Here is an 11,110-nt window from a genome sequence, read left to right on the forward strand (position 1 = left end):
CGCGGCCCTCGGGGCGCGCCCGTCCGGCGACCGCGCCGGGCGCGTCCGCCGCTCCCGGCAGTTCCGCGGCGGCGCGTTCCGCAACACCCAGCCGAGCCCGATCCTGCCCCCGGGCGTGCGGCGTCAGGTCATCCGGGACCTGCTGTTCGGCAGGGAGCCCAAGAGGCCGCGCCTGCCGGTGCCGCTCGCCACCCCCGGCTCGCCGTCCGGCGGCGACCTCGACGCCGTCTGGTACGGCCACTCGTCGGTCCTCGTGGAGATCGAGGGGCGGCGGGTGCTGCTCGACCCGGTCTGGAGCGAGCGCTGCTCCCCTGTCTCCTTCACCGGTCCCCGGCGCCTCCACCCGCCGCCGGTCCCCCTGTACGAGCTGCCCGAGCTCCACGCGATCGTGATCTCCCACGACCACTACGACCACCTCGACATGGCGACCGTGCGGGAGCTGGTCCGCACCCAGTCGGCGCCGTTCCTCGTGCCGCTGGGCGTCGGCGCCCACCTCGAACGGTGGAAGGTGCCGGCCTCCCGGATCGTGGAGCTCGACTGGGACGAGGAGGCCGTGGTCGGCGGCCTGCGGTTCGTCGCGACGGCCGCCCGCCACTTCTCCGGACGGGCGTTCCGCCGCGACGGGACGCTCTGGGCCTCCTGGGTCATCGCGGGCGAGCGCCGCCGGGTGTTCTACACGGGCGACTCGGGCTACTTCGACGGGTACGCCGAGATCGGCGCCGAGCACGGGCCGTTCGACCTGTCGGTGATCCAGATCGGCGCCTACAGCGCCGGCTGGCCGGACATCCACATGACGCCGGAGGAGGCGATCCTCGCCCACGTCGACGTACGGGCCGACCTGCTCCTGCCGGTGCACTGGGGGACGTTCAGCCTGTCGGCCCACGCCTGGGGCGACCCCGTCGACCGGTTGTGGCGCGAGGCGAAGGACCGGGGCGTCCGCCTCGTCGTGCCCCGCCCCGGCCAGCGCGTCGCGGCCGGCGACCCGCCGCCGGTCGACGGCTGGTGGCAGACGATCGCCTGACTCGCCGCCGCCCCGCTCCGCCGTTCCGGCACGGCGGCGTGCCCGCCGTGTCAGCGGCATGCGGCAGGCCGCGCGCGGTGACAGCGGCGTGCGGGCGGGCCGCGCGCGGTGACAGCGGCGTGTGCGCGCGGTGTCAGCGCCCCCGGCGATCGTTGGCCGCATGGATTCCGCGACGTACGCGATCCAGGCCGAGGGCCTGGTGAAACGGTACGGGGAGACGACCGCGCTCGACGGGGTCGATCTCTCCCTTCCCCCGGGCCGGGTGCTCGGGCTGCTCGGGCCCAACGGCGCGGGCAAGACGACGGTGGTCCGCGTCCTCGCCACGCTGCTGCGCCCCGACGCGGGCACGGCGCGCGTCGGCGGGTTCGACGTGGTGCGGCGGCCGCAGCGGGTGCGCGAGCTGATCGGGCTGACCGGGCAGTACGCGGCCGTCGACGAGGACCTGACCGGTCAGGAGAACCTGGTCCTCGTCGCCCGGCTGCTGGGCCTGACCCGGGCGGAGGCGCGACGGCGCGCCGGCGAGATGCTCGACCGGTTCGGGCTGGCCGAGGCGGCCCGGCGCGCGGTGCGGACGTACTCCGGGGGGATGCGCCGCCGGCTCGACCTCGCCGCGAGCCTCATCGGCCGCCCGCGGGTGCTGTTCCTGGACGAGCCGACCACGGGGCTCGACCCCCGCTCGCGCGGCGACGTCTGGGACCTGGTGCGGGACCTGGTGACCGACGGCATGACCGTCCTGCTGACCACCCAGTACCTCGACGAGGCCGACCGGCTCGCGGACGAGGTGGTCGTCGTGGACCACGGCCGGGTGGTCGCCGCAGGCACCCCCGCCGAGCTCAAGGCGAGGACCGGCGGCCAGACGCTCGACGTGCGACCGGCCGACCGCGCGGCGGCGGCCGCGGTGGCCGCGATCGTCGCGGAGGCCGGGGGCGCCGCGCCGGTGCGGGAGGCCGCCGACGGCCTCGTGTCGGCCCCGGTGGAGCCCGGGAGGTCGGGGGCGCAGGTGCTCGCGGAGGTCGCTCGGCGGCTCGACGGGGCGGGCGTCCCCGTGGCCGAGCTCGGCCTGCGGCTGGCCGGGCTGGACGAGGTGTTCCTCGCGCTCACCGGCGGGCCGCGCGGGCGTGCCGCGGACGAGGGGGCGGTGCGATGACCGCGACGTCCATGGCGTCCCGGCCGGCCGCGCCGGTACGGATCGCCAGGGAGGGGCTGACACTCGCCTGGCGGAGCCTCCTCAAGATCAGGCACTCGCCCGACCAGCTGCTCGACCTGTCGCTCATGCCGATCACGTTCGTGCTGCTGTTCACGTTCCTGTTCGGCAAGGCGGTCGCCGGGGACTGGCACGCGTACCTGCAGTACGTGCTTCCCGGCGTGGCCGTCCAGGCGCTGGTGTTCGCCTCGATGAACACCGCGCTGGGCTTCAACTCCGACCTGCGCTCCGGCGTCTTCGACCGGTTGCGCAGCCTGCCCATATCGCGGGCCGCGCCGCTGATCGGGCGGGTGCTCGGCGACGCCGTGCGGAACGTGGTCACGCTCGCCGTGGTGGCGGTCGTCGGAGCCGTCCTCGGATACCGTCCGCATGCGGGGCCGCTGCCCGTCCTGGGGGCGTGCGCGCTGGTGCTGGCGTTCTCGCTGGCCATGTGCTGGGCGGCCGCGCTGGCCGGGCTGCTGGCGCGCGGCCCGGAGACCATCGGCGGGTTCGTCTTCGTGGTGACCGTCCCGCTCACGTTCGGCAGCACGGTGTTCGTGCCGACCGCCGACCTCCCCGGCTGGCTGGGCGGCTGGGTGCGGATCAACCCGGTGACCCGGGTGTCCGAGGCGGCCCGCGCCCTGGTGACGGGCGCCCCGGCCGGCCTTCACATCCGGGACTCCCTGCTGTGGACCGCGGCCGTCCTCGCGGTGTTCGCCCCGCTCGCGATCCTGGCCTACCGCCGCAGGACCTGAGGGTCCTCCGCACCCGCGTACGGCTCGTCCGGACCGAGGGCCGCCGTGACCGCGTACGCCGCGTCGGGGTCCAGGGCCGCCGCGGCGGAGTAGGCGGCGTCGTAGGCGCGATCTCCCAGGGCGGCCCGGGCCGCGGCCTCCGTCCTCCGCGCGTCGGGGCTGCCCAGGTCGGGCGCTCCCCGCACCGCCGCGGCGAGGCCGAGCAGCCGGGCCGCCTCCCGGGGACGGCCCTCGGCCTCGGCGACCTCGGCGAGCCCCTCGACCGCCGCGGCCACGACCGGCCGTTCGCCCGCCGTCCGGGCCACGGCCAGCGCCGCGGTCACGCGGTCCCGGGCTCCGGGAAGGTCGCCGTCCGTGAGGCGGACGCGGCCGGCGGCGGTGAGGGCCCGCGCCCGCAGCTGGCCCGGAACACCGGCGACGCCGTGGAGATCGCGGAGGGCGGCGCTCAGCAGGGCCCGCGCCGCGGGCAGGTCGCCGCGGACCCGGGCCAGGTCCCCCAGCCCGGTTCGCGCCGAGAGCGCGAGCACCGGTGAGCGCCGGGCCCGCCCGTACGTCTCCGCCTCCTCGAGGTCCGCCAGGGCGGCGTCGAGGTCCCCCATGCGCGTGCGCTCCAGGCCGAGCTCCACGAGCATCCAGGCGACGTCGTCGCCTGAGCCGAGCACCCGGAGGAAGCGCAGGCCCTCGGTCAGGGCCGCGACGGCGGTGGCGTGGTCGCCGCCGAGGCTGTGCGAACCACCGAGCGAGCTCACGGCGACGGCCGTGCCCCAGCGGTCGCCGAGCCCGGCGAAGGCGTCCCGGGCCGCGGTGAGGTCGGCGGCGGCGCGGCCCGCCCCGCCGAACGCGGTCAGCGCGAGCCCGCGGAACAGCCGGGCCGCCGCGGCGAGCCAGGGGTCCCGGCTCGACGTCAGGTCGTCGAGCCGATGCGCGTCCGCACCGCCGTGGCCGTTGTCCGGATGCATGTCCGCGAGCACCGACATGAGCGCGATCATCGGGTCGTCCGCGAGCCCGGGCTCGGCCGCCGTGAGCCGTCCGGCCTCGGCCGCGGACCGCAGGGCCGCCCGCGGGTCCTGAACGGCGAAGTGGTGCATCGTGTGGAAGGCGTACGCGCGGGCGAGGGCCCGGCTGGACACGGTGCCCGGCGCGCCGGCGCCCGGCAGGGCCAGGGCGTCGCGCAACCAGGAGGCCGCCTCCTCGTGCGCGCTCATCAGGTTCCAGAACCAGCCGAGCGCGGCCGTCAGCCGGATCGCCGTCCCCGCGTCGGCCTCGTCGACGGACCGGCGCAGGGCCGCCGTCAGCTCGGCGCGTTCGCGGCCGAGCCTGGCCAGCCATTCCAGCTGGGCGGAGGTGCGCAGGGCGGGATCGGCCGCCTCCGCCAGCGCCAGGAAATGGGCGGCGTGCGCGCGCCGCACCCGCTCGGCCTCCCCCGGGGCGGACGGCGCCGCCGCGGCGTACGCCCGGATCGTGTCGAGCATCCGATAGCGGGGCGGCCCTCCGGGCGGCTCCACGAGCACGACGAAGGACTTGTCGACCAGCCCGGCGAGCGCGGGCAGGATGTCGGACACGGCCAGGACCTCGCCCAGAACGCCGGACGCGCCCAGGGCACCGTCCACAACGCCGGAGGCCGCCTGGACGTCCGAGCGGCTTTCCAGCGGGGACGGCACCCGGGCGTCGGGGGGGTCGGCGCAGACGGCCTCGGCCGACTCCGCGGTGGCGCCCCCGGCGAAGACCGCGAGCCGGCGGGCGAGCGTCCGCTCAGGCTCGGTCAGCAGGCCCCAGCTCCACTCCACCACCGCCAGCAGGGTGCGGTGCCGCGGCAGTGCCGTCCGGCTTCCCGCCGTGAGCAGGCGGAACCGGTCCTCCAACCGGCGGGCGATCTCCTCCAGCGGCAGCGTCCGCAGGCGCGCGCAGGCCAGTTCGAGGGCCAGCGGCAGGCCGTCGAGGCGGCGGCAGACCTCCGCGACGGCGGGCAGCGTGGCCTCGGTCAGGGCGAACCCCGGGCGCACGGCGGCGGCCCGGTCGAGGAACAGGCGGACGGCCGGGAACCCGGACGCCTCCGCCACGGAGACGTCCTGCGGCGGCACGGCGAGCGGGCCCACGGGGTGGAGGACCTCGCCGGTGACGGCCAGCGGCTCGCGCGAGGTGGCGAGAATCCGGAGGCCGGGACAGCGGCCCAGCAGCTCCTCGGCCAGCCGCGCGCACGCCTCGACCAGGTGCTCGCAGGTGTCCAGCACGATCAGCGCCCGCCGCTCCCGCAACGCCTCCGCCAGCCGCTCCACCGTCCCGCGCGCACCGTCGGGGGAGGCGTCGCGGACGCCGAGCGCGGCGGCGACGGCGGACGGCACCCGGGCCGGGTCGTGCACGGCGGCCAGGTCGACCGGCCAGATCCCGCCCGGCATCTCCACCCGCGCCGCGACCTCGCAGGCCAGCCGCGTCTTGCCGGCGCCGCCCGGGCCGGTCAGCGTGACCAGTCGCGTCCGGGGGACGAGCGCGGCGAGGCGGGCCAGGTCCTCCTCCCTGCCGACGAAGCTGGTCAGCGGCACCGGGAGGCCGGCGGGCGGCGCCATGCTCGGGCCCGCGGCCTGCCGGGCCTGCGACGGCGACCGGTGACGGGGAGCTCCTCGCAGCATCGACACGTGCAGCGCCCGCACCTCGGGCGAGGGGTCGGCCCCCAGCGCGTCGGCGAGCGTACGGCGCAGGTCGTCGTAGACGGCCAAGGCCTCGGCCGTCCGGCCGGCGGCGTCGAGCGCCCTCATCCGCAGCGCCCACAGCCGCTCGCGCAGGGGGTGGACGGCCGCGAGCCCGTCCAGCTCGGCGACCAGGGCGGCGGGGTCGCCGAGGGCGAGCCGGGCCTCGGCGAGGTCCTCGACCGCCCGCAGCCGCGTCTCCGTCCACCGGGCGACCTCGGCCGACGCGAAGGCCGCGTCCCCGAGGTCGGCGAGCGGCGCGCCACGCCAGAGGGCGAGGGCGTCGCCCAGCCGCTCCGCCGCCCTTCGCAGCTCGCCGTGGCGGAGGTCGTGCGGATCACCCCGCGGGCCCAGCGCGGCGGCCAGGGCGGACCGGCCGTCCGCGGCGAGCCGTTCGAACCGGCCCGCGTCGACGTCGCCCTCCCCCACGCGCAGCCGGTACCCGTACGGCAGGGACTCCAGCAGCGCGGCGTCCGCCGGGGGGAGCGCGCGGCGCAATCGGGAGACGAGCGACTGGAGGGCGTTCGCCGCGCCGGCGGGCGGGTCGTCGCCCCAGATCGCGTCGGCCAGCGCCGCCGGCGCGACCGGGCGCCCCGGCGTGAGGGCGAGCCGGGCCAGGAGCGTGCGGAGACGGAGCCCGGCGACCTCGATCGGGAGGCCGGCGTCGTCCCGGGCCTCCACCGGGCCCAGCAGCGCGATCCGCACGCCGTCAGCGTCTCACAGGAGCGATCTCCCGGCATACGCCGCAAACCGCCAGCCAGGCCGCGCGCACACGTGAGAACGGACAGAGGGCCGCCGGTTTCCCGGCCGCACCACGGGTAGTGGGCGGCCATGGGCATGCGAGCGACGGCGGTCGTCTGCCTTCTGCTGGTCGTGACGGGGTGCGCGACCGCGGGGGGCGACCCGGCCGCGCGTGCGGCCGCGCGGTTCCTGTCCGCCGCCGCCCAGGGGCGCGGGCAGGAGGCGTGCGGCCTTCTCACCCCCCGGGCGGCCGAGTCGGTGGACGACTGCGCGACGCAGATCCTCTCGATGGGCCTGCGCGCCGGCGCGGTGGGCGACGTCCAGGTGTACGGGGACGAGGCACAGGTGCGGGTGGGGGGCGACACGGTGTTCCTGCACCGGTTCCCCGGCGGCTGGCGGGTGCGGGCGGCCGGCTGCCGGCCACGAGCGGGACAGCCGTACGAGTGCGAGGTGGAGGCGTGAACGGGGCGCGCACGCTGTACGTGATCATGCTGGTGGCGGTGGCGCTGGGTCTCGCCTACGTGGCCGTGCTGGGCCTGCTGCGGAGGTAGGGGACGTGAGACGGGCGATCCGGGACAACGCCCTCGGCCTGTGCTTCCTGCTGCTGTTCCTGCTGAGCCTGGCCGGGCAGTCGGTCTCCGGGCTGGCGGCGTTCAACGAGGAGCAGGTGGCGCAGGGCGGCGCGCCGATCTCGTGGGCGGCCTACGTCACCTCGTCCGACTTCGGGGTGGACGTCGCGGAGAACTGGCAGTCGGAGTACCTCCAGTTCTTCCTCTACATCCTCATCACCGTGTGGCTGGTCCAGCGGGGGTCGCCGGAGTCGAAGGACCCGGGCGAGGAGGGCCAGGAGTCCGACGCCGACCAGAAGGTGGGCCGCCACGCCGGCGCGGACTCCCCCGCCTGGGCGAGGGCGGGGGGCTGGCGGCTGACCCTGTTCTCCCATTCGCTCGGGGCGGTGATGGGCCTGATCTTCCTGCTGTCGTGGCTCGCGCAGTCGGTCGCCGGGGTGGCCGCGTACGACGCAGAACGGCTGTCGCGGCTGGAGGACCCGGTCGGCTGGACCGCGTACGTCACCTCCGCCGAGTTCTGGAACCGGACGTTGCAGAACTGGCAGTCCGAGTTCCTGGCCGTCGCCTCGATGGTGCTGCTCGCCGTGTTCCTCAGGGAGCGGGGATCGCCGCAGTCGAAGAAGGTGGGCGACCCGCACGCCGCGCCCGCGCCGGGCCGCTGAGGGCGCGCGGCGGGCGGGCGCGGACCTCGGCTGTCGCAGGCGCTGAGGGACGCGGCCAAACGGCGGCACATCGGGCGGCAAAACCTCCCTGACCTGGCTATATGACGCTACACGGGGAGGTTTGTCGCGTTCTGGCCTTTGGGTACGCCCAGCCCAATTGGGCGCCCGGGGGAAGGAGCAGCCGAGATGACGTTCAACCCGCTGCAGGAGCGCGGCATCCCGCTCGACCGCCAGATCCGCAACTGGCGGGAGCTCAACGTGACGCCCATCGATCCGGATCACGCGGATCCGTACACGCGGTGCCGGATCATCACGATGAACGGCATCGAGATCGAGGCCGTCATGTTCAGCCACCACTTCAGCCGCCGCTGCCCGGATCTCGAGGTGCGGCAGAAGATGGCGGAGACGCGGTACGTCGAGGCGCAGCAGCAGAAGGCCGTCAACTGGCTGCTGCCGGGCCTGAACTCGGTGCTGGAGACGACCATCGGCTACGAGCAGGTGGCCGTGGACCTGACGGCCTGGGTGGCCCGGATGGAGCCCGACCCCTACCTCAAGCAGGCCTACCAGTTCGGCGTGCTGGAGGACTTCGACCACCTCTACCGGTACGCCAACCTCTACGAGATGATCGAGCACCGCAAGGCCGAGAAGATCGTCGACCGGCTCACCGAGGTCATGCCCGGACGGCCCACCAAGATGCACCACCGGCACCCCGTCGACAACGTCAGGGACCACTACGACAAGGACCGGACCGCCCCGATCAGCAAGCTCCACGCGTTGACGATCATGTCGGCGGAGCAGCAGACGATGAACTTCTACATGAACGTCGGCCCGACCTACATGGAGCCGATCGCCCGGCAGCTGTACCAGGAGATCGGGCTCATCGAGGAGGAGCACGTCACCCACTACGAGTCGCTGGTCGACCCCGGCGAGACCTGGTGGGAGCAGCTGCTCAACCACGAGTACAACGAGTGCTACCTGTACCACTCGTTCATGGAGACCGAGTCCGACCCCAAGGTGAAGGCGATCTGGGAGCTGCACCTGAACATGGAGCTGGAGCATCTGCGCATCGCCGCCGACCTGTTCCGCCGCCACGACGGCCGCGACCCCGAACAGGTGGTCGCCCCCGCCCTGCCCCAGCCGGTCACCTTCGAGCCGAACAAGGACTACCTGCGGGAGCTGATCGCCACCCAGATCGACTACACCACCCTCGGCACCGGCTACGTCCAGGAGGCCCACGAACGGTTCCAGCGGTTCCAGGAGCAGATCCACGACGCGGTCGAGCCGGCGAGCGAGCGCGTCATCGACGAGAACCGCGCCCGGTCGGGCGAGGAGTACCGCTTGGAGACCGAGGGCACCCATCCGCTTTACAGCCTGCGCACCCACTGAGACGCCGTACGGCCCGGGTCGGGCGGTCCGGGCCGTACGCGCAGGTGGTGAGTCCTGGTGGGCGGGTCAGCGGCCGGTGGCCCGGCGGATCAGGTCGCGGGCCCGGTCGACGATGGCGGCCGGAGGGCCGAACAGCAGGTTCTTCGTGGCGGACTCCACCCCCGGATGCGGGCGGGTGGGGGCCATCGCCTGGGCCGCCCGCACGCCGAGCGCCATGGCCCGCCGCTCGGCGGCCGTGGCCTCGGCCCGCAGCCGGCTGAACTCGTACCGCTCCTCGGCCCTGGCGTGGGCGAGCACGGCGACGCGGAGCAGGTCGAGGTTGGCCATGAAGTCGGGGTGGTCCACGCCCTGCCGGTCGAGCAGCGCGAGCAGCCGCTTGGCCTCGTGCTCCTCGCGCAGCCGGTCCTCGACGATGCCGGCGCCCCCGTCGACGCGCCGCCGCGCGTAGGGGTGGACGATCTCCTCCTCCGCCGTCTCGTGCACGGCCAGCATGCGCACCAGCCGCCGGAACGGCTCGCGGCGCTCTCCGGGCGCGGCCCGCTCCACCTCGTCGAACAAGTCCCGGATCAGACCGTGCTGGTGGATCAGCAGATCGACGACGTCGGGCTCCTTCATCAGCTCGGGAACCGGGTGCCGTCCCTCGGTCATGTCCCTCTCCCTTCGGATGCGGTGCCCGGGCCGCCTGAGGCGGCCCGGACGGCGGCGGGGGGAGGTGTGCGCGGACGGATGACGTCGACGATGCGGTTGCCTGCCCGGATGTCTACCCGTTCCCGGCGCGATGACGCCGGGCGCGGGGCCGGGCGGGACCCTCCCCGCCCGGCCCCGCCGGGTCAGCAGGACAACGGGTTGGGGCCGAGCGCCACGTCGTCGTACCAGAGCGTGTCCGAGTCGCCGCCGTAGCTCTCCCAGCCGAGGCGCAGCGTGGTCGGCCGGGGGGCCGTCGTGCGGCGCAGCCACTGGGCGTCCACGTCCTGGGTGGGCGTGGAGTCGACGTGGAGGCCGGCCACCTCCCGGTCGTCCAGGTAGGTGCGCATCGACTGCTGGGTGGTGTCGACCTGGAACCGCAGGCAGACCCAGCGGCCGGTGGGCAGCGGCGTGCTCTGGGCGACGCCGGCGGGGCTCTGCTCCGGCAGGGTGGCGTCGTCGGACTCCCGGTTCCACTGCAGGGCGCCGTTCTGGCCGCCGATCCGCAGGTCCTTGCCGCCGTCCCGCGAGTCGGCCATGGTGATCATGGCGATGTGGTTGGCCGGGAGGGCCGTCGTGTGCCGCACCCACATCCGCCCGTACACGACGGGGGCGATGGACGAGACGTTCTTCGTGGTCGCGGCGAAGGCGTGGCCGCAGTACCCGCCGGCGCCGTTGATCCGCAGCGACCTGCTCCCGCTGTGCGCGGTGGAGGCGTCGATCACGGCGGTGCCGCTGCCCTGGCAGTTGGGGAACACGACCTGCCAGTCACCGGCGGGGGACGTGCCGTTCTGGTCCTCGAAGCCCGAGCACACCACGGCGCCCTGGCAGCCGCCGCCCGTCGGCGTGGGCGTCGGGGTCGGGGTCGGGGTCGGCGTAGGCGTGGGGGTCGGCGTGGGGGTCGGTGTGGGGGTCGGCGTGGGCGTCGGGGTCGGCGTAGGGGTCGGCGTAGGCGTAGGCGTGGGCGTTGGGGTCGGCGTCGGGGTCGGCGTCGGGGTCGGCGTCGGGGCGCCGCCGCAGGGGACCCCGTTCAGGGTGTAGCCGGTCGGCGCGGTGAGAGACCCCGACCAGGTGCCCTGGAAGCCGAAGTCCGCGCTCGCGCCGGTGGCCAGCGCGCCGTTCCAGGAGGCGTTCACGGCCGTGACCGTGGTGCCCGACTGGGTGACCTGGGCGCTCCAGGAGTTCGTCACCTGCTGGCTTGAGCCGGCGGTCCACCGGAGCGTCCACCCGTTCACGGCGGGACCGAGGTTCGTCAGCTTGACCTGGGCGGTGAAGCCGCCGGTCCACTGGTTGACGGAGTAGTCGACCCGGCAGACCGGATCGGCCGCCGAGGCCGCTCCGGGCACCAGCGCGACCGCCGATCCGGCCGTCAGCGCCGCCGCCGCGGCGAGCGCGACCCGCGTCCACGCCCGGGGGCGGGCCTCC

General features: G+C 75.3%; 9 protein-coding genes. 6 read left to right on the top strand and 3 right to left on the bottom strand.

What is annotated here, in order from left to right; all coding sequences use genetic code 11:
- The 3 genes from MPTA5024_RS03520 to MPTA5024_RS03530 form a co-directional block, all read left to right on the top strand.
- The coding region (locus tag MPTA5024_RS03520; protein WP_036323004.1) for an MBL fold metallo-hydrolase at positions 1–1,021 on the top strand (1,021 nt) is incomplete at its 5' end.
- A 160-nt stretch (positions 1,022–1,181) separates the two neighbouring features.
- Positions 1,182–2,168: a daunorubicin resistance protein DrrA family ABC transporter ATP-binding protein gene (locus MPTA5024_RS03525; RefSeq protein ID WP_036319804.1), complete on the top strand. Its 987-nt coding sequence runs from the start codon at positions 1,182–1,184 to the stop codon at positions 2,166–2,168.
- Complete coding sequence (locus tag MPTA5024_RS03530; RefSeq protein ID WP_036319806.1) at positions 2,165–2,959, top strand: ABC transporter permease; 795 nt, start codon at positions 2,165–2,167, stop codon at positions 2,957–2,959. Before MPTA5024_RS03525 ends, MPTA5024_RS03530 begins: the two co-directional genes overlap by 4 nt.
- Here MPTA5024_RS03530 and MPTA5024_RS41780 read toward each other — a convergent pair.
- Positions 2,941–6,348, bottom strand: a complete 3,408-nt coding sequence (locus MPTA5024_RS41780) for a BTAD domain-containing putative transcriptional regulator (RefSeq protein ID WP_051457658.1) — start codon at positions 6,346–6,348, stop codon at positions 2,941–2,943. The genes MPTA5024_RS03530 and MPTA5024_RS41780 overlap by 19 nt on opposite strands.
- Before the next feature lie 126 nt (positions 6,349–6,474).
- Here MPTA5024_RS41780 and MPTA5024_RS03540 point away from each other — a divergent pair, with 126 nt between their 5' ends.
- The 3 genes from MPTA5024_RS03540 to MPTA5024_RS03550 all read left to right on the top strand — a co-directional run bounded on the left by MPTA5024_RS03540 (position 6,475) and on the right by MPTA5024_RS03550 (position 9,001).
- The gene (locus tag MPTA5024_RS03540) at positions 6,475–6,846 is read left to right on the top strand and encodes a hypothetical protein (protein ID WP_051457659.1); all 372 of its coding nucleotides are present in this window, start codon (positions 6,475–6,477) and stop codon (positions 6,844–6,846) included.
- Between the two features lie 94 nt (positions 6,847–6,940).
- The gene (locus MPTA5024_RS03545) at positions 6,941–7,615 is read left to right on the top strand and encodes a DUF6766 family protein (RefSeq protein ID WP_036319809.1); all 675 of its coding nucleotides are present in this window, start codon (positions 6,941–6,943) and stop codon (positions 7,613–7,615) included.
- A 186-nt stretch (positions 7,616–7,801) separates the two neighbouring features.
- Entirely contained in the window at positions 7,802–9,001 is a 1,200-nt protein-coding gene (locus tag MPTA5024_RS03550) for a hypothetical protein (protein WP_036319812.1), read from the top strand.
- A 66-nt stretch (positions 9,002–9,067) separates the two neighbouring features.
- On the opposite strand, the gene MPTA5024_RS03555 is transcribed toward MPTA5024_RS03550, so the two are convergent.
- The gene (locus MPTA5024_RS03555; RefSeq protein ID WP_036319815.1) at positions 9,068–9,649 is read right to left on the bottom strand and encodes a hemerythrin domain-containing protein; all 582 of its coding nucleotides are present in this window, start codon (positions 9,647–9,649) and stop codon (positions 9,068–9,070) included.
- A gap of 182 nt (positions 9,650–9,831) precedes the next feature.
- The coding region (locus tag MPTA5024_RS03560) for a cellulose-binding domain-containing protein (RefSeq protein ID WP_036319819.1) at positions 9,832–11,110 on the bottom strand (1,279 nt) is incomplete at its 5' end.

Source organism: Microbispora sp. ATCC PTA-5024, assembly GCF_000511135.2.
GTDB classification, from domain to species: Bacteria; Actinomycetota; Actinomycetes; order Streptosporangiales; family Streptosporangiaceae; genus Microbispora; species Microbispora corallina.

What these genes read in the sequence shown, in the direction of transcription:
- MPTA5024_RS03525 (WP_036319804.1), top strand. Translation starts at nt 1,182, where the DNA reads ATGGATTCCGCGACGTACGCGATCCAGGCCGAGGGCCTGGTGAAACGG.
- MPTA5024_RS03530 (WP_036319806.1), top strand. Translation starts at nt 2,165, where the DNA reads ATGACCGCGACGTCCATGGCGTCCCGGCCGGCCGCGCCGGTACGGATC.
- MPTA5024_RS03540 (WP_051457659.1), top strand. Translation starts at nt 6,475, where the DNA reads ATGGGCATGCGAGCGACGGCGGTCGTCTGCCTTCTGCTGGTCGTGACG.
- MPTA5024_RS03550 (WP_036319812.1), top strand. Translation starts at nt 7,802, where the DNA reads ATGACGTTCAACCCGCTGCAGGAGCGCGGCATCCCGCTCGACCGCCAG.
- MPTA5024_RS03555 (WP_036319815.1), bottom strand. Translation starts at nt 9,649, where the DNA reads ATGACCGAGGGACGGCACCCGGTTCCCGAGCTGATGAAGGAGCCCGAC.